A 26,218-nucleotide genomic window follows, 5' to 3' on the forward strand; every position below is an offset into this window, starting at 1 on the left:
CTCGCAAGTCCGCTTTCAACCCCGGCTGAGGTAGTGTTTCCATGAACGCGTTGGAAAAACGATCGGTTTCGGCCCTCGCGTCTGTCTACGCCATGCGCATGCTTGGGCTGTTTATGGTCATGCCCGTGTTCATGCTGCTGGGTAGTGATCTTCGGGGCGCCACGCCGGCTCTGCTTGGATTCGCCATCGGCGCCTATGGGCTCAGCCAGGCCTTGCTGCAGATTCCCTTTGGCTTGCTGTCTGACCGGGTTGGTCGCAAGCCAATGATTTACATCGGGTTGATCCTCTTTGCCGCCGGCAGTGTTCTGGCTGGCGCCACCGAGTCGATATACGTTGTGATTCTCGGTCGGATTCTTCAGGGAGCCGGGGCGATCGCCAGCGTGTTGATGGCCATGTTGAGTGACCTGACCCGAGAGGAACAACGAACGAAGGCGATGGCGACGGTTGGCATTTCCATCGGGTTGTCGTTTTCTGTGTCGCTGGTCCTTGGTCCCCTGATTGGCTCGGTCTGGGGGCTATCCGGCATCTTCTACACCACGGCCGCTCTGGCCGTCCTGGCGCTGGTCATCGTGAATCGTGTGGTGCCAACGCCCCATCAGCACAAACTCAGCGCCGATACCCACCCGGCCCGCCAGATGCTGGGGCGGGTTCTCTCGGATGGCCGCCTGCTTCGTCTGGACTTTGGCATCTTTGCCTTGCACCTGGTTCTGACTGCGCTGTTCCTTGTCTTTCCCTCCATTCTGCAGGATCAGTTGGGGCTGGCCAGCGGTTCCCATTGGTGGTTTTACCTCACTGTGATGGTGACGTCGTTCTTTGCGATGGTGCCATTCATCATCATTGGCGAGAAAAAACGCAAGATGAAGGCGGTGCTCTGTGGCGCGATTGCCTTACTGACATTGGCGACGGCTGGTTTGACCACCGTTTCAACGGGACTCCTTGCCGCCTGGGCCGTGCTGTTCTTCTTCTTTATGGCGTTCAATCTCCTGGAGGCGAGCTTGCCCTCACTGATCAGCAAGGAGGCGCCCGCGGCGAGCAAGGGCACGGCGATGGGAGCCTACTCTACGTCCCAGTTCATGGGGGCGTTTCTCGGTGGGGCGCTGGGCGGGGTATTGCTGGGGCAACTTGGCATTGATGGTGTTCTGTGGTTCATGGCTGCAGTGCTCGCAGTGTGGCTGCTGGTCGCCTTGACCATGCCTTCGCCGCGATACACCACCAGTTTCGTGTTACAGTTGCAGCAGGTTGGTGGTAATCCCTACGACGATATTGATGATAGCCTGCGCCGGTTGCCCGGTGTTCAGGATGTCGTGATTGTGGAGGATGCCGCTACTGCCTATCTCAAGGTGGATCGTCAACAATTCGATGAAGCGTTACTTGCGGACTTTTCATTTGTCCGGCACGGTAGCAATACGTGAAATTTGGAGGCCCGCAGGGAGCGCGGGTCGTCCCTGAAAACAGAGTCAGGAGCTGAACATGGCACGAGGCGTCAACAAAGTCATTCTTATCGGGAACCTGGGGCAGGATCCGGATACCCGTTACACCCCCAACGGCAATGCCGTGGTAAACCTGAACCTTGCGACTGACGAAAGCTACAAGGATCGTCAGACCGGGCAGCTGGTGCCAAAGACTGAATGGCACCGGATCGTCTTGTTTGGCAAGGTCGCCGAGGTTGCCGGCCAATTTCTCCGCAAAGGGTCCAAGGTCTATATCGAAGGCAAGCTTCAGACCCGCAAGTGGCAGGGGCAGGATGGTCAGGACCGTTACACGACCGAGGTGGTTGTCGACATCAACGGCCAGATGCAGATGCTGGACAGTCGTGGCGAAGGCGGCATGAACCAGGGAGCACCTGCGGGCCGTCCGCAGCAATCTGGCTACAATGCGCCGGCGGGTCAGCAGAACAACAATCCACCGCCGCAGCAATCTGGTGGTTACAATCAGCCGTCCCAGGGCAGCATGCCGGAGCCGGTTGATGACTTTGACGACGATATTCCCTTCTAAGAAGGAATTCGTATCGTTCGCAAAAGGCCCCCGTATACCGGGGGCCTTTTTGTTACGGTGATGCAAAAAGACGTGAAATAAACCGAAAACCGTAGAGTTCGGTTCACCTTCTCATCTATTATGTAAGCCAATGTAAAAATTGCTGATTTTTTGGCCAAAATAATAAAAACTTAGCCCCGGCGAGTGGTCCTGAATCTATCTGAAGACTCTATGACACAACGTTCCATCCTAGAAAAGATTACCGGTTTGCTCAGTGGGTCCCGGGGGCTTCAGCGTGTCTGTCTGGAGGTCCGCCCGGATGGCATTGCCTGGGCTGAAACCGTGGTGGGCTCTTCCGTGCCGGTGGGATTCATGGAGTGCCGCCCGGCACAGCGCACCCAGGCTTTGCAGGAGTTGGTCAAGCAGCGTGGCTGGGCTGGGGCGTCAACCACGCTCGTGTTGCCGCTGGATCAGTACCAGGTCTTCCAGATGGAGCGCCCCGATGGCGTTGACGAGTCGGAACTGGCCGATGCCCTGAAGTGGAAGCTCAAGGATTTTCTGGATTTTAGCCCGACCGACGTCGTGTCCGATGTGTTCCCATTTCCTCAAGATGCCTCCAGGGGACGCGGCGCGCTGGTAAACGTGGTGGCCGCGCGTAAATCACTTGTGCGTGAATTGGTCGCTCTGGTGGCTGCATCTGATCTTCTGCTGGATCGTATCGACATTGCGGAACTGGCTTTACGAAACCTTGCGAGTGTTCTTGATGAAAACAGACGGGGGATCGCCCTTGTCCATCTTCGGGAAAGTTACGGTCAGATGATTGTTTGCCGGGAGGACACACTCTACCTGTCTCGCCGTCTGGACGTTCCGGCCGCGGACCTCCGGGATGTGGCGCGACAGGAAAGTGCGGTTCAAACCCTGGCGCTGGAAATGCAACGATCACTGGATTATTACGAGAGTCAGTTGGGGCAGGTGCCCCCGGCTACGATTCGTATGGTTGCCAGAGACAGCGCGTTGCCGCTCGCGTCAATGGTGTCCTCGTATGTGGCAGTGGGCGTGCAAATGCTGGACTGGGCAGTTCTGGGACTGGATCAGCCCCTCGATAGCCGGTGCTTGCCGGCCTGGAGTGCCGGGCTCGTGCGGACAAAGGGGGACCGTTCGTGAATCAGCAGGTCAATCTGTATGTCCAGGAATTGCGGCCTCGCAAAGAGAGCGTGCAGGCTGGAACTTTTCTGGGCCTGGTTGCGGTTCTGGTTATTGTCTTGGTGGTCACCGGTGCGGTGGTGGGCCATCAGAACAGCCGGCTGGCGGAACAGGTCAACGATATCGAAAGGCAGAATCTGGGCCTCGAACAGGACATCACTCGCCTGTCTGCGGTGGTCAGCGCGAGGCAACCGGCTCCCGAGGTTGTGAAAACCCTTGAGCAGGTTTCTGAAACCCTTCTGCGCCGACAGCGCCTGTTGGAACAGGTGGAGGGCCTGGTGCTCAATGATGGCGGGCGTTTCTCTCCCCAGATGGCTGCCCTGGCGCGCCAGATTCCCGATAACGTCTGGCTGACGGGCATCCAACTGGACGGTCTGCAGTCCAGGGTGACCATCGAAGGCCGCGCTCGTTCGAGTGCCCTGGTGCCGGCCTATCTTGAGAACCTGAGTAATGAGCCCGCGTTCGCCGGCAAGACCTTTGGCGCGTTCCGGCTCTCCCGGCCCGAAGATGGGCGCTGGATCGATTTTCATGTGGCAACGGAACGCTCCGGGGAGGCCAACTGATGGCCAAGGCCTGGAACGAATCTCTGCAGAACGGAGCGCAATGGTTTAACGAGCGTCCGATTCGAGAGCGCGTGCTCATCACAATTACCGTACTGACACTCCTTGCCTTTATTGGTTGGGAGCTTGGCGTGGCGCCGGCACTGACAAAACAGCAGATCCTGGAGTCCCGAATCGGCGTACTTGCCTCCAGTAGGGACAGCTTGCTGACGCAGCAGCAGAGTCTGAACGATCGGGTGGCTGCTGACCCGTCCCAGGAACTGCGGAACCAACTGGCGGCTCGTCGTGAGAGATTGGCACGGCTTGACCGGCAGATTGCGGAGACCACCGGCCAGTTGATCGCCCCTCGGGCCATGGTGTCGGTGTTGAAGGATATGCTGTCGGCCCAGGAATCCCTGGATCTCCAGACTCTCGAACTGAAAACGCCTGCCCCGGTGTATGCACCGCGGCCGGATGCGACAGTGAATCAGACTAAGGAGCAGGGCAGGCCACTACTTTACGCCCATGATGTGGAGTTGACGGTGCGGGGAAGCTACCTCGAAGTACTGGCTTACCTTGAGCGCCTGGAAGCACTGGATGAACGTCTTGGATGGGTGGCTCTTGAGTACGATGCGGAAAGCTGGCCGTCCGGAGAAGCCGTGATTCGGGTCAGAACACTGAGTCTTGAACCGGCGTGGCTGGGAGTATGAGATGACGCAATTAACAGGTTTGAGGCATATGCGCGTTTTGCCCTTGTTCGTTGGCTGTTGGTTGGCATTTGCCGGCCCCGCTGCCGCGCTTCAGGACCCGACGCGGCCGCCGGGGTTTGATGAGTCGCCGGCCCAGGCGGTGCCGATGACGGATCTGGCGCTGCAATCCATTCTGGTGGGCACGGAACGGCGGTTGGCCGTGATCAATGGCGAACCCCGAGCCGAGGGGCAGGCCTTTGACGGGGTCCGGGTGCGCCAGATTTACCGGGACCGGGTCGAGGTGTTGGACCGCGGCCGCATTCGCACTCTTTACCTGGATGAGCTACCCCAGGTGCGCAGAACTCAATGACCAACACACAGGCTACCATGATCAAAACGAACCCACTGACGGTGCTTTTGTTGGCGGTCACGCTGACGGCATGCAGTAACAATCCGCTCCTGCGCACGTCCGCCGCGACGTCAACAGACGTTGCGGACGATATTGACAAGACGTTGGCGCAGGCGGAGGAGCGCGCGGCAAAAGAGCCGGAACCCGCCACGGCCACGGCTTCGTTGCCCGCGGATGTCAGCGCCGCGCTGTTGCCGCCTCTGACCTCAAGTGAGGATCTGGACGAGCGCTTTGATGTGAACGCCAGTGATATCCCCGCCGGTAGTTTCTTTGAATCCCTGGTGGCGGGAACCCGCTATAACGTTGTGGTGCACCCCGACGTGACCACGATCGTTGATCTTCGCCTGCGAGATGTGACCGTTCCGGAGGTCATGGAGATCTCGGCGGATCTCTATGGCCTGGATATCCAGCGAACGGGCCGTCTGTTCAAGGTCAACGCAGATCGGGTACAGACCCGAATGTTTCCGATTGACTACCTGCACTTCAAGCGAAAGGGCGGATCCGAAACCCGCGTCAGTTCGGGGCAGGTGACGAGCACGCAGAGCAATGGCCAATCGTCCAATGGCAGCAGCGACAACCGGAGTTCGGAGAGCCGGAACCTGATCGGCACCACCATTTCGACAGAAACCGAATCCAACTTCTGGTCCGACATCCGTCAGGCCCTGACCATGATCATCGGTAATGGCAACAACCAGCAGGTTATTGTGAACCCGGGCGCCGGCCTGGTGATGGTACGTGCCGGTACGGAAGACCTGCGGTTGGTTGAAGAGTACCTGCGACGTACCGAATTGATCATGCAGCGCCAGGTTGTGCTCGAAGCCAAGATTCTTGAGATCATCCTCAACGAAGGCTATCAACAGGGGATCAACTGGTCCGATCTGCAAAGCGCCTCCGGAATCACGGCGTCTGACGGCCTGCCGGAAGACTTTACCGCTCAGTCGCTGGCGGGGCAGATCATCAGCACATCCGATATCGGCGGCCTGTTCTCGGCCAGTGTTCGAGCCGGAGATTTTAACGCCCTTATCGAATTACTGGGTGAGCAGGGCAATGTGCAGATTCTGTCCAGCCCCCGCATCTCGACCGTCAACAACCAGAAAGCGGTGATCAAGGTCGGCACCGATGAGTTCTTCGTCACAGACATCGATTTTGACGATGACAACTCAACCCTGACCGGTGCCGACAGCACCTCCACCTCGGTGGAACTGACGCCGTTCTTTTCCGGGATTTCCCTGGACGTCACCCCTCAGATTTCCGAGACCGGCAGCATCACCTTGCACGTGCATCCGTCGGTCAGCGAAGTGAACGACCAGGACAAGGTCATCACCATCGGCGAGCGCGATGTCACCTTGCCGCTGGCGATCAGTACGGTTCGGGAAACAGACAGCGTGATCCGGGCGGAAAGCGGCCAGATCGTTGTCATCGGCGGACTGATTCAGAACACCAGTGAAGACACCAACTCGGCTGTTCCATTCTTCAGCGACATTCCCGTGGTTGGTGAGCTTTTCAAGCAGCGCAGATTCCAGTCCCGCAAGAGTGAGCTGGTGATCCTGCTACGACCTGTGGTCGCCGAACCGGCCCGTATGAATGCGGACATCGCCGCCAGTCGTGAGCGCATGAATGTGCTCCGGGAACTGCTGCAGTCGTCCAGGTCTGTGACCCCGGAACCGGAGAAAGCCCGTCGCTAGCATGTACGAATCCCATTTCGGACTGCAGGAAGCACCGTTCGCATTGACGCCCAATACCCGATACTTCATGCGGGCGCCCAGCCATAGCGATGCGCTGGAGCTGCTGCTGGTTGCCCTGAGTGAGCGTGAGGGTTTCATCAAGATTACCGGTGAAGTCGGGACTGGCAAGACCCTGTTGTGCCGGCTCCTGCTTAATGAGCTGGAGCAGAAATCCCATACGGCCTATATCCCCAATCCACATCTGACGCCGGAAACCCTATACGAAGCGGTGGCTGAAGAGCTGGGTGTGGATGTGTCTGTCTGTGCCAATACCCATCAGATTCTCAAGGCGTTGAATGAGAAATTGATCGGCTTGGCCATGGAACAGAAGCCGGTGGTTCTGGTCATCGATGAAGCTCAGGCGATGCCGGAAGAGACGATTGAGGCCTTGCGCCTGTTGACCAACCTGGAGACTGAAAGCGTTCGACTGCTGCAGATTGTGCTGTTCGGGCAGCCAGAACTGGATGCGTTGCTGCAGAAAGACAGCCTGCGACAGCTGCGGCAACGGATTACCTTCCATTATCGTCTGGCGCCCCTGGATCGTCACTCGGTGGCCCAGTACCTCCGGCACCGGGTTGCCCAGGCCGGTTATAACGGTGGCGACCTGTTCTCCCCAGCTGCCCTGCGCCTGATCGCCCGGTCCTCCGACGGGATTCCGCGCCTGGTCAATATCCTGGCCCACAAAGCCATGCTGGCGGCCTGGGGGGTTGGCGACCGGCAGGTGAGTCGTCGCCATGTTGCCCAGGCTGTCCGTGATACTGAAAGCGTGCGGCCCCCCGGACTGCTGGCGAGGTGGCTATGAGCCTGCTGAACGACGCCCTGAGAGCCGCTGAGCAGCGCCAGAACCGGCCGGGTGTGGCGGCCGCCTACACCGGCCAGTCCACTGCGATCCGGACACAACGGCGCTGGCTGATGCCGGTTACGGTCATGCTCGTCGCGGCCCTCACGGCAGCCGCCGTTTACGGCTTCCTGTTCCGTGACGAGGATCGTGCGCCCGTCGTGGTGAAGTCCGCACCGACGCCGGCCATGAACGTGTCTGAGGCGCAGCCAACCACGCGTGAGCCTGAGCCGGCGGCACAGGTGGGCGGACCGGTGCCGGAGCCCGTCGGCGATGAGGCATCTGCCTCCGTGGGTATCGACAACACGACCGTGCAGGCCGAGCAGTTACCGGCGACCGAAGACGTCCCTGAGGTAACGGAAGCCGCTCCAGCTGAAGCGCCGGCAAACACGGGAGCAGGGGCGACTGACCAGCCAGAACAGACGGCTCAGCGTGCGGTAGCAGCGCCAGAGGTGACAGAGTCAGTGACTCGAACTGCCTCGAAAAACCCCGTGAAACAGTTTCGCGAAACGCCCGAGGCTGTGGATCTGCGGGTCAGCCGGGAACTGTCCAGACTTCTGCGGGCCGGCGAATCCCGGATGGCAGAGCAGCGGTTGACCGACCTGACATCCCGTCAGACTGCCCCGGTGAGCCGGGAGGTGTTTGCTCGCAACATGCTGATTCAGGACATGCCCGAGCGGGCACTGCCCTGGGCATCCGATGCCGAGGCGCAGGAATTCCCCGCACTGCGGTTACTGGAAGCCAGGGCATTGCTGGCGCTGGGGAAACTGGAATCGGCGCTGGCGGCCCTGTTGCGTGAGGTACCGTCGGTTCGGGAGCACACGGAATACCGGGTTACCCTGGCGACGTTGCTGCAGCAATCCGGTGAGGCGGTGGAAGCCGCCAGACACTGGTCGGCGTTGATCTCGGTGGACGACTCCCGGCCGGCCTGGTGGGTGGGCCTGGCCATTGCCCTGGAATCGAGCGGCGAGTTGAACGGAGCCGTGAAAGCCTACGCCCAGGCGGCGCAGTTGCCGGGATTATCGCCCTCGCTGGCGGACTATGTCCGTAATCGTTTGAAATCACTGCAGGCAGGATAGAAATGACGGAGCCCAAGAAAAAAATCCGTATTGGTGACCTGCTGGTACAGGACGAGGTCATTACCGAACAGCAGCTGATGATGGCCCTGCGCGAACAGAAACACACGGGCCGGAAGCTGGGGCGCACCCTCATTGAGCTGGGTTATGTCGACGAGGACAACCTGCTCAACATTCTTTCCCGACAGCTTGAAGTGCCCTTTGTCCAACTCAGGCACTACCAGTTCGACAGCGCGCTGGTGAAGAAATTGCCCGAGGCCATGGCTCGGCGGTTTCGCAGTATCGTACTGGCCGAGCAGAATGGTGAACTGCTGGTTGGCATGGCCGACCCGCTGGATATCTTCGCCTACGACGAGCTGGTTCGTATTCTCAAACAACCGGTTCGGCAAGCCGTGGTTCGCGAAAACGAACTGCTCAGCACCATCGACCTTGTCTACCGCCGCACTGAAGAAATCGCCTCGCTGGCGGAAGAGCTGGAAGACGAACTGGGCGACGACGCCTTTGATCTCGCCAGCCTTTCGGCCGAATCGGAGAGCGCGGAAGCGCCGGTTGTCAAACTCCTGCAGACCCTGTTCGAAGACGCGGTACAGGCTCGCAGCTCGGATATCCATATAGAGCCGGATGAAGCGGTGGTGCGCATCCGCCAGAGGGTCGATGGCGTACTCCAGGAGCAGGTCATGAAGGAGAAGCGTGTCAATGCGGCTCTGGTCCTGCGCCTCAAGCTGATGGCTGGTCTCAATATTTCGGAGAAGCGGCTGCCTCAGGATGGTCGGTTTAACGTTCGGGTGAAGGGCCGCAGCATTGATGTTCGGGTGTCCACCATGCCGGTGCAGTATGGCGAATCCGTGGTAATGCGCCTTCTGGACCAGAGCCAGGGCATGCTGAACCTCGATGGAACGGGTATGCCGCCGAAACTGATGGAACGCTTCCGCCGGATGATCCGAAAACCGCACGGCATGATCCTGGTGACCGGGCCGACGGGCAGCGGTAAGACGACCACGCTCTACGGTGCGTTAAGTGAGCTGAATCGTCCTGAACTGAAGATCATCACGGCGGAAGACCCGGTTGAGTACCGCTTACCGAGGATTACCCAGGTGCAGGTGAACCCGAAGATCGGGCTCGAGTTTGCGGGCGTTCTGCGGTCTGCGTTGCGTCAGGACCCGGATGTGATCCTGGTGGGGGAGATGCGTGACCGGGAAACCGTCGAGATCGGTTTGCGTGCGGCCATGACCGGCCACCTCGTCTTATCGACGCTGCACACCAATGACTCAATCAGCAGCGCTATGCGCCTGATTGATATGGGGGCACAACCTTTTCTGGTAGCCAGTTCGCTGCTTGGTGTGGTTGCCCAGCGCCTGGTTCGGCGAGTGTGTGAAAACTGCTCGGCGGCTTATGAGCCGACCGAGCAGGAGACCATCTGGCTCGACAGTTTTGAGCTGGACCCTCTCGACCGGGAAGCGGGTTTTGTGCAGGGACGGGGTTGTTACCAGTGCAGCAATACCGGCTATAAAGGCCGCGTGGGTGTTTATGAGCTGCTCGATATGAACGAGAAAATGCTCGATGCCTTGCGTCGCCAGGATGTGTCGGCGTTTACCCGGGCAGCACGCCAGAGCGATCTTTACCGGCCCCTGGGGCGATGTGCCATGGATTATGCGCTGCAGGGTTTGACCACGTTGGAGGAAGTGGCTCGAGTCGCGGCCACTTCAGAGGGGGAGTTTTCTGAGAGTGCGGAGATTCCAATTCCGGACGAGCCGGTTGGAGGTAGTCGCTGATGCAATTCAGCTACCGGGGCAAAGATGATCGTGGCGCAGTAAAGCAGGGCTCCCTGGTTGCGGCGAGTGCAGACGCCGCGGCCACTGAGTTGATGCGCCGGGGTATCACGCCGTTGACCATTGACGAGCGTCAGGATCCGATCTCGCTGACGGATCGCCTGGACAGCATGCCGCTGTTCCGCAGAAAGATCTCACTGGACGAACTGATTGTGTTCTGCCGGCAGATGCACGCCTTGACCAAGGCGGGCATTCCGTTGATCCGGACCATGCGTGGGCTGGCGGAAACGACCCGTTCGCCGTTGCTGGCGGACGTTCTCTCAGACGTCACCTCCAGGCTCGAAGGTGGCACGACCATGGCAGCGGCCATGCAGGCGCACCCCAGAGTCTTTTCAGACCTGTTTGTCGCGATGATTCATGTGGGTGAAAACACAGGCATGTTGGACGACGCCTTCAAGCGGCTATCGGAAATCCTGGAACTTGAGCGGGACACCAAACGTCGCCTGAAACAGGCCATGCGCTACCCAACGTTCGTGGTGATCGCGTTGCTGGCAGCCCTGATGGTGGTGAACTTCCTGGTTATCCCGAAGTTTTCGGCCGTCTTCAGCAAGTTGGGCGCGGACCTTCCGTTTCTGACACAGGTGCTTGTCGGGACGTCCAGTTTCCTGCTGAATTACTGGTACGTGCTGTTGTTCGCAGTAGCAGCGTGCGGGCTATTGCTCCGGCAATGGAAACAGACCGAGCAGGGGCGGCTGACCTGGGATCGGTACAAGCTGCGGGTGCCCATCATCGGGCCACTGATGGAGCTGATCACCCTGAGCCGATTTGCCCGAAACTTCGCCACCATGTTGGCCGCAGGGATGCCGGTTACCCACGCGTTGACGGTGGTGGCTGACGCCACTGACAACGCGTGGATTTCCAGCCATATCAAGGAAATGCGTGTCAGTATCGAGCGTGGCGAAAGCCTGCTTCGGACGGCCCGTCAGAGCCAGATGTTCACGCCGCTGATCCTGCAAATGATTGCCGTGGGAGAAGAAACGGGGGCCGTCGATGACATGCTCAACAACGTGGCGGATTTTTACGATGAGGACGTGGACTACGGTCTCAAGCGGCTGGCGGAATCGATCGAACCCATCCTGATTGTGGCAATGGGCATTCTGGTGCTGATCCTGGCTCTCGGTGTGTTTCTGCCTATCTGGGACCTGGGAGCCGCCGCCATGGGGCGGGGCTGAGTGCAGGACCATGACCGTTCTGACGCGGACGGCCTGGCGCTGGCCCGAAGGTTTCGGTTCGCGGTCTCGATCGTGGTTATTGCCGCACTGGCTTGGTTCCTGCTCGAGGCCCTTGAGCGCGAAACCCGGAAAGCCGAGGAACAGGCGGCCAAGATGGTTGTGAACCAGTTGAGGGCGGCACTGGTGATCAAGGGGGCCGAGGTAATGTTGAGTCGCCACGGGCGCCTGGAAGATCAGGAGGGCATAAACCCATTTGAGCTCGTGAAACATCACTGGCCGAATTATTCGGGGTTATGTCAGCGGCCCGAATCGAAGCCGGGAACCTGGTGTTTCTGGCGGGGCGAGCCCAGCGGAGTGACCGGAAGGCGCAACGGGTGGCTAATCTACACCCCCAATCAGCCGATAACCCTGAACGGGCGGCGTGCGCCAGGCGGACGGCCTCTGGCCTGGACGGTGACAACAGATTTTGCAGACCGCAATAAAAATGGAGAGCGAGAGCAGCGGGAACGATCAACGGGCCTCACATTGATGCCAGTGTCGTTCACAGAACAATCAGTGCGAGCAACGGATGCCGGTACTGACACAACGAGCGAAGAAAACCGGGAACGAGGCTGACCAATGAGGCAGTACAGAGCAGTACAGCAACAACAAGGATTTACCCTGATTGAACTGGTGGTGGTGATTGCCATTCTGGCCATCCTCGCCGCCTTTGCATTGCCGCGATTCGCGCAGCTGTCGGAGCAGGCGCATCAATCCAGCATCCAGGCGACGGCGGGGGCGTTGGCGGCTGGCGTGGCACTGACGAAAACCCAGTGGGTTTCGAATGGTTTGACGGTTGCGGCCGTGAACGTGCAGGGATTCGGTAACGATGACGTCGACGTGAGTGCCGATGGCTGGCCGACAGCCACCGACGACACGACGGATCCTTCCATGACCGTGGATCGCTGTCAGCAGGTCTGGGTTGGCGTTCTACAATCCAATGCGCCCACCATCACTGGTACCACACCGGATTACGCCGTCACTGCACCCGCTGGAGATTGTCTCTTCACCTATCAGCTGGATGGTCAGGGCAGCACAATCCGTTATGACGCCGACAACGGCGAAATTACAACAACGATCAATTAATACACTCACTCAAGCGAATAAATGGAGTACGACCATGAACATGAAGAATGCAGTAGCGGCAAAAAAAGAGCAGGGCTTCACCCTTATCGAACTGGTGATGGTGATTGTGATCTTGGGTATTCTGGCGGCGTTTGCGTTGCCGCGTTTTGCCGATTTGGGCGGAGACGCACGGCTTGCTTCTCTTGAGGGGGCTCGTGGAAGCGTTAAATCAGCGTCCGCAATCGCTCACTCTGCCAATCTGGCAAACGGAAACAATCCGGTAAACCTGGAGGGCACTCAAATCACTTTGGTGAACGGTTACCCACAAGCTGATGGCCCTACAGTAACTGCTGCTACAGCGACTAATGGGATCGCAGAAGCGGCGCAGCTCGACGCAAATGACTTTGGTCTGAGTCTGGCTGGTACTACTTTGACAATCTCAAATGGCGCTTGTTCTTTTGACTACACCGAGGCAGCAGCAAATGCCGCTCCGGTTATTACGGCGATCAATGTCCCGGCCACGGGTTGCTAAGGCGCCCTGCGAAGGCAGGACGAAGAGCGATTTCCACGGCATTTCAGCGGGCTTTACATTAGTTGAGCTGGTGACCGTAATCGTTTTGATTGGAGTGTTGTCGGCTCTGGGTATTGGATTGTTCGCCGGTCGCTCCGCGTTCTCTCCGTTGCTGGCCACCCAGCAACTTTCCTCCGCCTCGCTGCTTGCCCAACAGGCAGCGCTGGCGGGGAATTCTGCAGGCAGGTTGACCATCAATCAGACGGCCGATAATTTCGAGTTTACCGTCGGTTCGGGCACGCCCAACGCCCGGATCTTTGCCGTTGAGCGTGCTGGAACGACGCTGAATGGTGCGCCACTTCCACTGACGCTGACTTTCAACGCCAGGGGGGAAGTGGTTGGCGGCGGCAATACCAACCTCATCTTTAATGGCGAAAACGCTTACCAGACCTGCATCAGCTCTCTGGGCGCCGTCTATGCCGGGGGATGCCAGCCGTGAGGCGCGCGGTTCGAGGTGCCACTCTGGTCGAGCTGGTGATCACCATCGTGATCATCAGTATCGCCATCGCCGGCGTGGTCGGCGCGTTTGCGTTGATCTCCGGCCGTAGCGCCGATCCCTTGAATGAAACCCGGGCCGTTGCCCTCGGGCAGCTTTACGTCGATGAAATCCTGTCCAAAAAGTACGATGAGCAGACCCCCCAGGGGGGCGTGCCGCGGTACACCGGGGCCTGCACGATTGGAGCGGATGGCGCAGAAACGCGAGCGTCGTTCGACGACGTTGACGATTACGATGGCCTCAGTGACGCGCCGCCTGCGAGTGCGCTGGGTGGCATTAGCGGCTATGCCGGGTTTTCGGTGGATGTGTCCGTTACCTGTGCCGGCACGGAGGTGGGGTTGCCTGCCTCACAGGCGAAGCGGATCGATGTACTGGTATCCGCCCCGGATGACCGCCGGTTTGTTTTCTCGGCCTACAGGGCGAATTTCTGATGGGCGGATTCCTGACGGTCAGAGCTCGTGGATTTACGCTCGTCGAACTGGTCATGGTGATCGTCCTCCTGGCCATCGTTGCGACCATCTCGGTTCGTTTTGTTGCACTGTCAACCCAGGGGGCAGTCGATGTCGGTTCCCGGCAGCTTCGGTCCTTTTCAGCCGTTGTGATCAGTGAACATGTCAGCCGGGCGCTGCGTGAAGCGCTGCCGGGATCCATTCGCGTCAATGGCGACGGCTCGTGCATCGAATGGATGCCGGTTGTTGCCGTTTCCAATTACCTGAACCTTCCGGGCGACTCAAACCCAGACTCTTTCGAGGCGGCGCCGCTGGCTGGTGGCGCCAGCGCCAGCGGCAGGGTTGTGGTGTACGGATACGGCAGCAATCTTTACTCAACGGTGAGCCCCGGCGCCGTTTCTCCCGAAGCGACACTCCCTGCTGGCGCCTCGCCGGTTACCGTCACTTTCGATGGCGGTGCCAACCATCGCTTTGCAACCAAGTCGCCGGAACGAAAGTTTTTTGTCATCGAGGATCCCCGGACAATCTGCCAGCAGGGCAGTTTCCTGTTTCGTTATCGTGACTATGGCATTCAGGGCACTGTAGCCGCCGCATTGCCGGCAACCATGCCGACGCGAGAGGTGGTGGCGGGTAATCTGGTGCCCGGCTCGCTGAATTTTGAGGTCGTTCCACCCACGCTCCAGCGCAGCGGCGTTGTCAGTTTCCGTTTCCAGGTCCAGAGCCAGCAATCCGGTGAAGTGACCAGCGTCAGCCAGGAGGTTCAGGTTCGCAATGTCCCCTGATTCGAGCCCAGGAAAGCAAAACGGCGCCGGACTACCGGTGGCGTTATTCGTGATTACGGTGCTGGCCCTGCTGGTCGCCGTCATGGCGCAACTGCAGCAGGTCAGCGGTGAGGCTGTCAGCCTGCAGATCCAGTCCCAACGTGCGCTGTTTGCGGCAGAAAGTGGCGCCCAGGTAGCTGTGCGTGAAGTTCTGGAAGGAAGCAGCTGCGGTGCCGTTTCGTCGCCGAAACCCTTCACGGTATCCGGGCTGGCGGGTTGTCAGGCTGTCATTGATTGCCAGTCGGTTTCAGCGGAGTTGAGCGGTAAGAGCCCGGCGGAAGAGATTTTCACCCTGACCAGCACCGGCCAATGTGGAGTGGGTATCGATCGGGCCGAACGCGTGGTGGAGGTCAAGGTCCGATGAGATCCAAGGTTCATTCCGTTGGTCGGGCGGCCCAGCGCTTTTGCATGGTGTTGGTTGGCTTACTGGCCACCTCTGAAGCGTTGGCGGTCTGTTCGCCTGACTACAAAGGTCTGGCAACCATTAACGAAGTCCGGCAGCTATCCCAAGGCAGAATCAATGAAAGGTTTATTGAGATCAAGCTGCTGTCGTCCTCGCTGACAGCCGACGATTTTTCGAGTTGGACCTTAAGTGCCTGCACGAATAATGGGTGCACCGGCACTATCTCCGTGGGCAGTATGGATGCGGGCAATCTGCCCTGGCTCGTGGCGGATCGAACTCTGATTACCAGCGAGGACTACCTGGACTTTGGCGGCATGGACATCGTGCTCCGCGACGGCGAAGGCCGGACCATTGACTACTTGTCGGTTGGAAACTTCAGCAGGCAGCGGGATGCCAGTTGCACGCCGGCGTACGACTGGGAAGTCCCTGCCTCCAATACGAAGAACCTGTACCGCTCTCCCGACGGGACCGGGAACTGGGGCTTTGAGTCGGGTAACTCCGGCGAAACCACTGAAGCCGACACTAACGACGCCGGTGTCGACGGACCGTCGATTAACGTGTCGGGATCCACGGTCTTCCAGGGGGAAACGGCTACCTTTGTCATCACCCTGGACGCCGCTGCGGGCCGGGATATTGTCCTTGGGTATCGAACCGAGGACAGTTCGGCCGTTCAAGGCACGGACTACAGCCAGCGTTCCGGAACCCTGACAATCCCCGCCGGCCAGACCCAGGCATCCATCAGTGTCCCCACGCTCCAGTCCGGCAGTTTCGACCAACGCCAGTTCTTTCTGAACCTGGAAACCGCCGTGGATAATTCTGGAAGCCGTTTTGGTGTGTTTGATAGCCAGATCGGTCTGGGCATCATCCTGCCATCCGCGGTTGCGGACTGGCATTTGGACAATGGCCCCTGGAACGGCAGTTCCGGTGAAGTGCTTGATGCCTCTGGCGGTGGCTCCAGCGGTCTTGCCGTCGGCGGTGTGGTGTTCTCGCAGCAAAACCCGGCATGGGCGGGTGATCCCGGAACCTGTGGGTACGCCGACTTTGAGGAATGGCAGTTTCAATACATTGGCTTTGCCGACAGCGATCGGCTGGACCTGACCGACCAGCTAACGATCACGGCGTGGGTCCGGCCTGAAAGTTCTCCGTTATTCACAGACACCATTCTTTCGAAAGGAAGCAACTACCAAATCCAGCTGGACCGGGATGGGGAGATCCGGTGGTCCTGGCGAAACACCCAAGGCACAGGGTTTATGCTTCGAACCAGCGGCGCAAACCTGGATCAGAGCAGCTGGGCGCACATTGCCGTCGTCTACAAGGCCGGTCGGCAGGCCATCTACATCAATGGCGACCAGCGAGCTTCCGGAGCTGCGGCAGGTGTCCTGGCCACAAACGGCAACCCGCTTTACCTTGGTACCGATCAGCGGGGCGGGTTCTTCGAATACTTTGATGGCTCAGTGGATGAGGTCACGCTATTCCGGTCAGCGTTCAACGCGGAAGGCATCCAGAAGCTTTACCAGCGCCGCCGTCCCTGTGCAATTAATCGGCTCGGTGGGTTCGAGGTTATTGCTCCCCCGTCTGCGAGTGTGTGTGGGGTGGCCGAGGTTTTCGTCAGGGCCGTCGATCGAAACGGACAGGTGCTCTCTGACTACGATGGTCGGGTTGCCCTGCAGACAAGCGCCGGCAGTGGTAATTGGTCTGCAGGCGTGTCGGATGTGCCGGCCGGATCCCTGGCGCCGAGCCCGGACACAGACAACGATGGCACCGTGAGCTACCAGTTTGCCGGCGCCGATAACGGCACCGTATCGCTTGCGTTGGCCAATGCCACCGCCGACCAGCTCCGGGTGGTGGTTACTGACGTTGTAGATGGGCAGCAAGGGCGTTCGGCGCCCATTCAGTTTCTTGAAAATGCCTTCGTGATCGAGAGTTCGGACGCCAATGGCCTGGATATCGTGGCCGAGCGCAACCATTCGTTTGTGGCGCGGGCGATTCGACGGGATCCCGCGAACGGTGAGTGTGGGGTGATACCGGATTATGATGGTGAGGTCGACGTGAAAGCCTGGCTCAGCCGAAGTGGTGACGATCCAGGTGGCGTCACGCCGACTCTGGACGGTGGCGTTTCGTCGGTCGCTCCCGGAACCGGAGTACCGTCGTCGGACAACCTGACGCTCAGTTTCAATGGCGGTCTCGCGGCCTTTTCATTGATCACCAGCGATGTTGGACAATACCGTCTGAACCTGTTGGATGACACCTCGGGGATCGTCGTGGACACCGCCGGCACCCCGTTGCCCATCTCGGGCCAGAGTGCGCTCTGGACCGTCAGACCGGACCGGTTTGAACTCGCGGTGACGGGTAATCCCTCGGCCGCCGATGCGAATGGTCCTGTATTCAGGTCGGCCGGGCAGGTATTTGAAGTGGTTTTGTCGGCCGTGGGGGCCGAAGGGGGTGTTTTGTCCAGCTACGGTCAGGAGGGTGCGCCGCAGGGGGCAGACTTGAGCCATACTCTGTTGCTGCCTTCATCCCTTACCGCTGACGATGGGGTCCTGTCAGGAACGCTGGACGTTGATGGCGCCTCCTTCAACGGCGGCGAAGCCATCATCAGTGATCTCAGTTGGAACGAGGTCGGCATCATCCAGCTGACGGCCGAAAATGCAGCCTACCTGGGCGTTGCGCCTGAGGTCACGGGGCAGTCCGGGTCCGTGGGGCGATTTGTCCCTGATCGATTCGAGGTTGTTGTCTCACCCGGCGAGCTTGCCCCTTTCTGCAGCGTTGGTTCCGCCTTCGTCTACTCCGGGCAGTCGATGGCTTGGGCCGTTGTACCGGAGCTGACCATTTCCGCGATGGGGCCGGGAACCTATGTCACGAATAATTACACCGAGGGCGATTTCCAGAAACTGACGGCTGACAATGTTGCCCGGAGTGCCCCGGCCACGGACAACACCCAGGTTTACCTGTCCGGCGCCAATTATCCCATCACGTCTGGCCTGGACGGAGGCCTGATATCCTCTGCGAGTGACGGCGTATTGGTCTTCTCGTTTTCAACCGACGATTCCTTTGTCTATGACAAGGCCGTTGATGCCAAGGTGCCGCCTTTCTCACCGGACATGACCATCACGGTTAATGCCATTCAGGATTCCGACGGTGTGCTGGCGCCGGCAATGCCCTTGTCCGTCACGCCATCTGCCCCCCTGGAGATCCGCTACGGGCGCTGGGAGCTTGAAAACGTCTACGGGCCCGAGAATGTGGGCGAATTATTCATGCCCTTCCGGGCTGAGGTATGGAACGGAAGTCGTTTCGTCGAGCACGCGGCGGATGGTTGTTCGTCCTGGACCACGACGCTGATCGCAGACCCGGAGGTTCACCATAGCCTTGTGGCGGGGACAGGTAACTTGATGGTGGGCACTGGTGGCCCGCTTACGCTCGAGCCGAAAGGGACATCGGGCACCGATACACTGGTTTGGGATGTGCCGGTCTGGTTTGAGTCTGATCAGGATGGCGACGGCGTGTTGGAGGATCCCTCAGGGCTCGCCACCTTCGGCGTGTATCGCGGCCACGACCGGGTGATTTACTGGCAGGAACGTTGAGTCATTCCATAAAAAAGGGGCAGGTCTCGCGACCTGCCCCAGAAAACAGAGCCCGGTGGCTCAATCGTCGTCACTTTCCGGGTGGTCCAGTCCCAGTTCATTAATCTTCCGGGTCAGGGTATTTCGCCCCCATCCCAGCAATACCGACGCATCCCGGCGGCGTCCGCCGGTGTGCTTCAAGGCCGTTTCAATCATGATCTTTTCGAACTCGGGTACGGCGTTGTCCAGAATGCCCTTTTTGCCGCGCTTGAGTTCCTGTTCCGCCCAGTTGCGCAGCCCCTCTTGCCATGTGGTACCCATGGTGGGCGTCTCGGCCTGATGCAGCAGCTCCGGCGGGAGATCATCGATGTGAATTTCGCGACCGCTGGCCATGACCGTCAGCCACCGACAGGTGTTCTCCAGCTGGCGGACGTTGCCCGGCCACGGCAGCGTGGTGAGATACTCCTCGGCGTCCGGCCGGAGAATTTTTGACTCAACGGCGAGCTCCTTGGCGGCTCGCTTCAGGAAGTGCTGCATCAGGCGTGGGATGTCTTCCCGGCGCTCGGCCAGCTTGGGCAGATGCACTCGGATGACGTTCAGGCGGTGGAAGAGATCCTCCCGGAACGAACCGGCCTGAACCAGTTTTTCCAGATCCTGGTGGGTGGCGGCGATGATGCGCACATCCACCTTGATAGGGGTGGTGCCGCCAACCCGGTAGAACTCGCCATCGGCGAGGACCCGCAGCAGCCGTGTCTGGGTGTCCGCAGGCATGTCGCCAATTTCATCCAGGAAGAGGGTGCCGCCGTTGGATTGCTCAAACCGCCCCTGCCGGGCAGCGCCGGCACCGGTAAACGCGCCTTTTTCGTGGCCGAACAGTTCGGATTCGATCAGGTCCTTGGGAATTGCCGCCATGTTCAGGGCAATGAACGGGTGGTTGGCCCGGGGGCTGTGATTATGCAGGGCCTGGGCCACCAGTTCCTTACCGGTACCGCTTTCGCCATTGATCAGGACGGTAATGTTCGAATGGGAAAGCCGGCCGATGGCCCGAAACACTTCCTGCATGGCCGGGGCTTCGCCGATGATCTCGGCGTTGCGCTGAGTGCTTTCTGCCTGGGGCTCTGCGCTGGCTTTCTTTTCGTGGCTGTGCGCGACGGCCCGTTTCACCAGGGCAACGGCGTCGTCCACATCGAAGGGTTTGGGCAGATACTCGAAAGCCCCGGTCTGGTAACTGGTCACCGCACTTTCGAGGTCGGAGTGGGCGGTCATGATGATGACCGGCACATCGGGGTGTACCTCAACGATTTGGGAGAGCAGGGTGATGCCGTCGACCCCGGGCATCCGGATGTCGCTGATGATGGCGTCGGGTTGTTCGTGCTCGAGACGCATCATGATGCTCTCGCCACTGTCGAAAACGCGGGGCTGCATACCGGCCTGGTTAAGGGCGCGCTCCAGCACCCAGCGAATACTGCGATCGTCGTCTATGATCCAGACGTTTGCCGGTTGGCTCATGGGGTGTCCTCCAGAGGCAGGAAGATGATGAAGTCAGTACGGCCGGGTTTGCTCTCGCATTCGACCAGTCCGTGGTGTTGTCCGATGATGCTCTGGGTTATGGAAAGCCCAAGGCCCGTGCCACTGGCTCGGCCACTGATCATCGGATAGAAAATATTCTGCAGCAGATCCGGTGGAATACCCGGTCCGTTGTCGATGACGTCCACTCGGCAGACCAGGCGATGACGACGGTGGCCGATAGTGAACTGGCGCAAGGCCCGGGTCCGGAAGATGATGGTGGGCGGCGCTTCGTCGTTGTGCCCGCTCTGATTTTCGAAGGCGGCTTCCATGGCATTCCGTGCAATGTTCAGGAACGCCTGAATGAGCTGCTCCTTGTCACCGCGGAATTCCGGAATGCTTGGGTCGTAGTCCCGGCGAAACACCAGCCGTCCCTTGCTCTCTGCCTCAACCAAGGTGCCAACACGCTCCAGTACTTCGTGAATATTGGTTTGAGCGAGTTTCAAGGCCTTGTTCGGGCCAAGCATGCGGTCGACCAGGCTGCGGAGGCGGTCGGCTTCATCAATGATGACGCGGGTGTACTCGCGTTGGTCTTCATCATCAAGCTCCCGGTCAAGTAATTGGGCCGCCCCTCGAATCCCACCCAGGGGATTCTTGATCTCGTGGGCCATGCCGCGTACGAGAATCCGGGTGGTCTCCTGTTGGGAGATGATGTCCTCTTCCCGGCTGATGCGAAGGAGTCGGTCCCGGGGCTGAATTTCAATCAGCAATTCGGTCGGGTCCAGACTGATGGGGGTGACTGAGTAGTCGACCGTCAGGCTCGCGCCGCTGGGTAACAGGAACTCGGCCTCCCGTCGGGTGTAAGATTGGCCATTCTGAGCCGCGGCGTAGAGCGTCTTCAGGGCATCTTCCGAGTCCACCAGGATGTCGCTAAACGGCTGACCCTGGCTTCGGGTCATGCTGGTTTCGAACAGGCTTTCTGCGGCTGGATTGAAGTAACGGATCTTGAGGTTGTCCTCAAGTACCAGCACAGCGGTGGTGAGGCTGTCGAGAATGCTCTTGTAGCCGTACTTGTTGGCAGTGGGCAATGCCATGCGTGAATCCCGTTGGTCCGACAGAGTAAATGTTGTGACTTCGTGGCTTCTGCAAGAAGCGAACCACTTTGGAAGTCCGTCTCAAAAGAGTGGGCAAAGTACGGGCATGGGCGCCAATTGGCACTGAAACATGCCGTAAGCTGGTGCATATTCAGGAAGGGAGCGCGACCAGCCCGGACAAATCGCCCCGTTGCTGGTCAGAGTATGGCTTGTTTATGGTGCGGGCGCACCATAATGGGGCGGCTCGAGTTCAGTTAGCGACCGAAGGGCGATGGACCGTGAAGCTGATTGCGGGGCCGGTTTTCACTTGAACGCCGTTCTCATCGACGATGTGCGCACGCGCCTCGTGGGTGCCCCGGAACACGTTGCTGACGGTAACGCTGCCTGAGGTGCTCTGGCCGACGGGTTGGCCATCCAGGGTCACTTCGTATTTGTGGCCGGTCTGCAAACCGGGGGTGCTCCGGACCTCGAACTGGACATCACCGCTACCGCTGTTGAAGGCCTGGTTGTTCTCCGGGTAGGCAAAGGACACGCTTTCATAGACCGAACCTTCCCGTTTCACTTCCTCGCGCAGCTTGTCGGACTCGCGGACGTTCTGGGGCTTGGGCAGGGTGACCGTTGTCACCGGCTTTACATCAATTGCCTCAGCACCATCGGATGGCTCATCGGAGAACGTGACGTTGCCGTAGGCGTCTACATTGCGGTAGACCTCAGCACCTGCGGTTCCCGCCAGCAGGAATATGGCTGCGGCAATTAATCCGTTCCTTGCGTTCATAAGCACACCTGTGTCGATGGTTTTCATTGATTATCTGCGGGCCTCGGGGTCATTTCAACGCCTGGGGGGCGTGTTGTTGGTTACATATCGTTAAGTGCGGCAGTGGGGTGTGAGGGGGCGCACAAAAAAGCCCCGCACTGAGCGGGGCTTTTTCACAATCCCGAATGAACGGGGTGTTTTAGCAGGAGTAGTACAGCTCGAACTCGACAGGGTGTGTCGTCATGTTCAGGCGCTCTACTTCGCCACGCTTGAGGTCTACATAACCCTGGATCATATCTTCAGTGAAGACACCGCCGCGGGTCAGGAACTCGTGATCTGCTTCCAGGCAATCCAGAGCTTCCGCCAGAGTCTCGGCAACGGTCGGAATGTTCAGGGCCTCTTCCTTCGGCAGGTCGTACAGGTCCTTGTCCATGGCATCGCCAGGATGGATCTTGTTCTGGATACCGTCCAGGCCAGCCATCATCAGGGCTGCGAAAGCCAGGTACGGGTTGGCTGACGGGTCAGGGAAGCGCACTTCGATACGACGCGCCTTCGGGCTGTTTACGTACGGGATACGGATGGAAGCGGAGCGGTTACGGGCCGAGTAGGCCAGCATAACCGGAGCTTCGAAGCCCGGAACCAGACGCTTGTAGGAGTTGGTGGAGCTGTTGGTGAAGGCGTTGATGGCCTTGGCGTGCTTGATGACACCACCGATGTAGTACAGAGCGGTTTCGCTCAGACCCGCGTAGCTGTCGCCGGCGAACAGGTTCTTGCCGTCTTTGCTCAGGGACATATGAACGTGCATACCGGAACCGTTGTCACCAACAACCGGCTTCGGCATGAAGGTGGCGGTTTTGCCGTAAGCGTGGGCCACGTTGTGTACGCAGTACTTCAGAATCTGAACTTCGTCAGCTTTCTTGGTCAGGGTGTTGGCGCCAACACCGATTTCGCACTGGCCAGCTGTGCCCACTTCGTGGTGATGAACCTCGATGTTCAGGCCCATGGACTCCATGGCGGCACACATTGCGCCACGCAGATCGTGCAGGCTGTCTACCGGCGGAACCGGGAAGTAGCCGCCTTTAACACCCGGACGGTGACCAATGTTGTTGCGGTCGAAGTCTTCGCCGGAAACCCAGGCCGCTTCTTCGGAATGGATGGAGTAGCCAGCGCCTTTCATGTCCACTTCCCACTTGACCGAGTCAAATACGAAGAACTCGGGCTCAGGACCGAACAGGGCGCCATCGGCAATGCCAGTAGACTTGAGGTACTCTTCCGCGCGACGGGCAACGGAGCGCGGATCACGCTCGTATCCCTGCATGGTAGAAGGCTCTACGATGTCGCAGGTGATGTTGAGAGTGGTTTCTTCAGTGAACGGATCCAGCACGGAGGTGGAGTCGTCCGGCATCAGGATCATGTCGGATTCGTTGATGCCCTTCCAGCCTGAAATTGAAGAGCCGTCGAACATTTTGCCATCGGCGAAGAAATCTTCGTTTACCTCGGAGGCCGGCAGGGTAACGTGCTGTTCCTTACCACGGCTGTCGGTAAAGCGCAGGTCAACCCACTTAACTTCGTGTTCTTTGATCAAATCAACTGTCTTGGACATTGTGCATGCTCCGTAAGTTATCCCGCGTGAGCGGGCGCATTCATGTTCGTTTTGCCGGATCGTTCAGGGTAGCTGATATCCGATCTTTTATTCAGGAATTCGCAGCTTAACAAAAGCGTTTGCCACTTACCTGCAAAATTCGGCTGATTTCGATTAAGCAAGGCTCTTGCCAATTTTTAGGGCATGCTCCAGAAGCGCGCAACGGTGCGGTCTTTGGCCATTTGTGGAGCATGCGCGGGATTTCCGGTGGTGCAAGATTGGTCAGCGAACGCACCTAAACGGTGCGCGAAAATCCGGAGACGCCCTTCAATGGTGCGCCTGGTTTGTCTGGAGAATAGGCGTTTTTCTTCATATTAACTGCAGGGACTTTTCGATATACTGCGCGCCACCTCATTTACACCCCGAGCTGTAATGCCGTTCGGGGGCGCGGGTGCCGCCCGGTACCTGATAATGGGTTCATTTTACGGATTTGAGACGGCATGTGAGAGGCTCAGCCTCCTTTATAGACCCTCTCAGGTCAAAGGAAAGCATGCCGCAGGATTATAGTTGTGATTGAGAAGCTTCGTAATATCGCCATTATCGCTCACGTCGACCATGGCAAAACCACGCTCGTGGACAAACTGCTGCGTCAGTCCGGAACGTTGGATCGAAAAGAGCTCGAGAACGAGCGCGTGATGGACTCCAATGACCAGGAAAAAGAACGTGGTATTACCATTCTTGCCAAGAACACGGCACTTAAATGGAACGACTACGACATCAATATTGTAGACACCCCGGGGCACGCCGATTTTGGTGGCGAAGTGGAGCGGGTGATGAGCATGGTGGATTGCGTGCTTCTGGTCGTGGATTCCATTGATGGTCCAATGCCGCAAACCCGATTTGTAACCCAGAAAGCGTTCGATGCGGGCCTTCGTCCGATTGTCGTGGTGAACAAGATTGACCGGCCGGGTGCACGACCGGACTGGGTGGTCGATCAGGTATTTGATCTGTTCGATAACCTTGGAGCCACCGATGAGCAACTGGATTTCCCGATCGTTTACGCCAGTGCCCTGAACGGCATTGCCGGGCTCGACCATGAAAATCTGGACGACAACATGGACGCGGTGTTCCAGGCAATCATTGATCACGTGCCGGCGCCGAATGTGGATCTGGAGGGGCCGTTCCAGATGCAGATCTCCCAGCTTGATTACAACAGTTTCCTGGGGGTCATCGGCATTGGCCGGATCATGCGAGGCAAGGTCAAGACCAATTCCCCGGTGACGGCAATCGGCGCCGATGGCAAGAAGCGCAATGGTCGCATTCTGAAAATCATGGGGCACTCCGGCCTTCAGCGAGTCGAAGTTGAGGAAGCCCAGGCGGGCGACATCGTCTGTGTCAGCGGTATGGATGAATTGTTCATCTCTGACACGCTGTGCGATCCGTCCAAAGTCGAGGCGCTGCCTGCGCTGACGGTCGACGAGCCCACCGTATCGATGACCTTCCAGGTGAACGATTCGCCGTTCGCGGGCAAGGAAGGCAAGTTCGTTACCAGTCGCAACATCAAGGAGCGTCTGGATAAGGAGCTGCTTCACAACGTTGCGCTGCGTGTGGAAGAAGGGGAGTCGGCTGACAAGTTCAAGGTGTCGGGTCGTGGCGAACTGCACCTGTCGGTTCTGATCGAGAACATGCGTCGCGAAAACTTTGAGCTTGCTGTTGGCCGGCCGGAAGTTGTTATTCGCGAAATCGACGGTGAAAAGCAGGAACCGTACGAAAACGTCATCGTTGACATCGAAGAGCAGCACCAGGGTTCCGTTATGGAGCAGATGGGACTGCGCAAGGGCGATCTGACCAACATGGTGCCGGATGGAAAAGGGCGCATGCGTCTGGATTACACCATCCCGGCGCGTGGGTTGATCGGCTTCCGGAATACCTTCCTGACCATGACCTCAGGCACCGGCATCCTGACATCAACCTTCAGCCACTACGGCCCCATCAAGTCAGGTGATGTCACCAGTCGCCAGAATGGCGTTCTGGTGTCCATGGCAACAGGGACTGCGCTGACTTATTCGCTGGAAACGCTCCAGAGCCGCGGCAAGCTGTTCCTGGACCCGGGGCAGGAAATTTACGAAGGTCAGCTCTGTGGTATTCATAGTCGGGATAACGACCTGGTCATGAATCCGACCAAAGGCAAGAAGCTCGATAACATGCGAGCCTCCGGCAAGGATGAGGTCATTGGGCTGGTGCCGCCGATCAAGTTCACCCTTGAGCAGGCGCTTGAGTTCATCGATGACGATGAACTGGTGGAGGTGACGCCAAAGTCGATCCGTCTGCGCAAGAAGCTGTTGACCGAAAACGAGCGCAAGCGCGCGAAGAAAAAGTAAGTTTTCAGCGCTAATAAAAGAAGGGGCAGGTCATTAGTGACCTG

General features: G+C 58.8%; 24 protein-coding genes. 20 read left to right on the forward strand and 4 right to left on the reverse strand.

The features are described from left to right. Positions 1-41 precede the first annotated feature (41 nt). From KXD86_RS17585 to KXD86_RS17675, 19 genes are all read left to right on the forward strand, one after another. On the forward strand, positions 42-1,412 hold the full coding sequence (locus KXD86_RS17585; protein WP_218637443.1) for an MFS transporter: 1,371 nt from the start codon (positions 42-44) through the stop codon (positions 1,410-1,412). 58 nt (positions 1,413-1,470) lie between these two features. After that, positions 1,471-1,995 (forward strand): single-stranded DNA-binding protein, encoded by a 525-nt coding sequence (gene ssb / locus KXD86_RS17590; protein ID WP_218637444.1) that lies wholly within the window; start codon positions 1,471-1,473, stop codon positions 1,993-1,995. A 210-nt stretch (positions 1,996-2,205) separates the two neighbouring features. Continuing rightward, positions 2,206-3,138 (forward strand): type IV pilus biogenesis protein PilM, encoded by a 933-nt coding sequence (locus KXD86_RS17595; RefSeq protein WP_218637445.1) that lies wholly within the window; start codon positions 2,206-2,208, stop codon positions 3,136-3,138. Further along, positions 3,135-3,740 carry a PilN domain-containing protein gene (locus KXD86_RS17600; protein WP_218637446.1) on the forward strand — a complete coding sequence of 202 codons (606 nt, stop codon included), beginning with the start codon at positions 3,135-3,137 and terminating at the stop codon, positions 3,738-3,740. The genes KXD86_RS17595 and KXD86_RS17600 overlap by 4 nt, the downstream gene beginning before the upstream one ends. Continuing rightward, entirely contained in the window at positions 3,740-4,426 is a 687-nt protein-coding gene (locus KXD86_RS17605; protein WP_218637447.1) for an MSHA biogenesis protein MshJ, read from the forward strand. Before KXD86_RS17600 ends, KXD86_RS17605 begins: the two co-directional genes overlap by 1 nt. A gap of 1 nt (position 4,427) precedes the next feature. Then, on the forward strand, positions 4,428-4,775 hold the full coding sequence (locus tag KXD86_RS17610; RefSeq protein ID WP_228739676.1) for a hypothetical protein: 348 nt from the start codon (positions 4,428-4,430) through the stop codon (positions 4,773-4,775). After that, entirely contained in the window at positions 4,772-6,499 is a 1,728-nt protein-coding gene (gene mshL / locus KXD86_RS17615) for a pilus (MSHA type) biogenesis protein MshL (RefSeq protein WP_218637448.1), read from the forward strand. Before KXD86_RS17610 ends, mshL begins: the two co-directional genes overlap by 4 nt. Before the next feature lies 1 nt (position 6,500). After that, positions 6,501-7,340 carry an ExeA family protein gene (locus tag KXD86_RS17620; protein WP_218637449.1) on the forward strand — a complete coding sequence of 280 codons (840 nt, stop codon included), beginning with the start codon at positions 6,501-6,503 and terminating at the stop codon, positions 7,338-7,340. Then, positions 7,337-8,455 (forward strand): tetratricopeptide repeat protein, encoded by a 1,119-nt coding sequence (locus KXD86_RS17625; RefSeq protein WP_218637450.1) that lies wholly within the window; start codon positions 7,337-7,339, stop codon positions 8,453-8,455. Before KXD86_RS17620 ends, KXD86_RS17625 begins: the two co-directional genes overlap by 4 nt. 2 nt (positions 8,456-8,457) lie before the next feature. Beyond that, positions 8,458-10,224, forward strand: a complete 1,767-nt coding sequence (locus tag KXD86_RS17630; RefSeq protein WP_218637451.1) for a GspE/PulE family protein — start codon at positions 8,458-8,460, stop codon at positions 10,222-10,224. Beyond that, the gene (locus KXD86_RS17635) at positions 10,224-11,453 is read left to right on the forward strand and encodes a type II secretion system F family protein (RefSeq protein ID WP_218637452.1); all 1,230 of its coding nucleotides are present in this window, start codon (positions 10,224-10,226) and stop codon (positions 11,451-11,453) included. The genes KXD86_RS17630 and KXD86_RS17635 overlap by 1 nt, the downstream gene beginning before the upstream one ends. Next, on the forward strand, positions 11,454-12,068 hold the full coding sequence (locus KXD86_RS17640) for a hypothetical protein (protein ID WP_312846322.1): 615 nt from the start codon (positions 11,454-11,456) through the stop codon (positions 12,066-12,068). Positions 12,069-12,071: 3 nt separating this feature from the next. Then, the gene (locus tag KXD86_RS17645; RefSeq protein ID WP_218637453.1) at positions 12,072-12,578 is read left to right on the forward strand and encodes a prepilin-type N-terminal cleavage/methylation domain-containing protein; all 507 of its coding nucleotides are present in this window, start codon (positions 12,072-12,074) and stop codon (positions 12,576-12,578) included. A gap of 34 nt (positions 12,579-12,612) precedes the next feature. After that, the gene (locus tag KXD86_RS19035) at positions 12,613-13,089 is read left to right on the forward strand and encodes a type II secretion system protein (protein ID WP_218637454.1); all 477 of its coding nucleotides are present in this window, start codon (positions 12,613-12,615) and stop codon (positions 13,087-13,089) included. Beyond that, positions 13,067-13,567: a type II secretion system protein gene (locus tag KXD86_RS17655; RefSeq protein ID WP_218637455.1), complete on the forward strand. Its 501-nt coding sequence runs from the start codon at positions 13,067-13,069 to the stop codon at positions 13,565-13,567. Before KXD86_RS19035 ends, KXD86_RS17655 begins: the two co-directional genes overlap by 23 nt. After that, a complete protein-coding gene (locus tag KXD86_RS17660; protein ID WP_218637456.1) occupies positions 13,555-14,055 on the forward strand; it encodes a prepilin-type N-terminal cleavage/methylation domain-containing protein in 501 nt (166 codons plus the stop codon). Before KXD86_RS17655 ends, KXD86_RS17660 begins: the two co-directional genes overlap by 13 nt. Continuing rightward, the gene (locus tag KXD86_RS17665) at positions 14,055-14,855 is read left to right on the forward strand and encodes a type II secretion system protein (RefSeq protein WP_218637457.1); all 801 of its coding nucleotides are present in this window, start codon (positions 14,055-14,057) and stop codon (positions 14,853-14,855) included. The genes KXD86_RS17660 and KXD86_RS17665 overlap by 1 nt, the downstream gene beginning before the upstream one ends. A gap of 37 nt (positions 14,856-14,892) precedes the next feature. After that, positions 14,893-15,258: a hypothetical protein gene (locus tag KXD86_RS17670; RefSeq protein WP_312846324.1), complete on the forward strand. Its 366-nt coding sequence runs from the start codon at positions 14,893-14,895 to the stop codon at positions 15,256-15,258. Then, complete coding sequence (locus KXD86_RS17675) at positions 15,255-18,878, forward strand: LamG-like jellyroll fold domain-containing protein (RefSeq protein ID WP_218637459.1); 3,624 nt, start codon at positions 15,255-15,257, stop codon at positions 18,876-18,878. Before KXD86_RS17670 ends, KXD86_RS17675 begins: the two co-directional genes overlap by 4 nt. A gap of 60 nt (positions 18,879-18,938) precedes the next feature. Here the strand turns inward: KXD86_RS17675 and ntrC are convergent, their stop codons facing one another. From ntrC to glnA, 4 genes are all read right to left on the reverse strand, one after another. Further along, entirely contained in the window at positions 18,939-20,366 is a 1,428-nt protein-coding gene (gene ntrC / locus KXD86_RS17680; RefSeq protein ID WP_218637460.1) for a nitrogen regulation protein NR(I), read from the reverse strand. Next, the gene (glnL, locus tag KXD86_RS17685) at positions 20,363-21,457 is read right to left on the reverse strand and encodes a nitrogen regulation protein NR(II) (protein WP_218637461.1); all 1,095 of its coding nucleotides are present in this window, start codon (positions 21,455-21,457) and stop codon (positions 20,363-20,365) included. The genes ntrC and glnL overlap by 4 nt, the downstream gene beginning before the upstream one ends. A 250-nt stretch (positions 21,458-21,707) precedes the next feature. After that, entirely contained in the window at positions 21,708-22,232 is a 525-nt protein-coding gene (locus tag KXD86_RS17690) for a DUF4124 domain-containing protein (RefSeq protein WP_218637462.1), read from the reverse strand. Between the two features lie 178 nt (positions 22,233-22,410). Beyond that, positions 22,411-23,814, reverse strand: a complete 1,404-nt coding sequence (gene glnA, locus KXD86_RS17695) for a glutamate--ammonia ligase (protein ID WP_218637463.1) — start codon at positions 23,812-23,814, stop codon at positions 22,411-22,413. A gap of 548 nt (positions 23,815-24,362) precedes the next feature. Between glnA and typA the strand changes: the two genes are divergently transcribed. After that, the gene (gene typA / locus KXD86_RS17700; protein ID WP_312846325.1) at positions 24,363-26,174 is read left to right on the forward strand and encodes a translational GTPase TypA; all 1,812 of its coding nucleotides are present in this window, start codon (positions 24,363-24,365) and stop codon (positions 26,172-26,174) included. Positions 26,175-26,218: the final 44 nt, after the last annotated feature.

Source organism: Marinobacter arenosus (assembly GCF_019264345.1).
GTDB classification, from domain to species: domain Bacteria; phylum Pseudomonadota; class Gammaproteobacteria; order Pseudomonadales; family Oleiphilaceae; genus Marinobacter; species Marinobacter arenosus.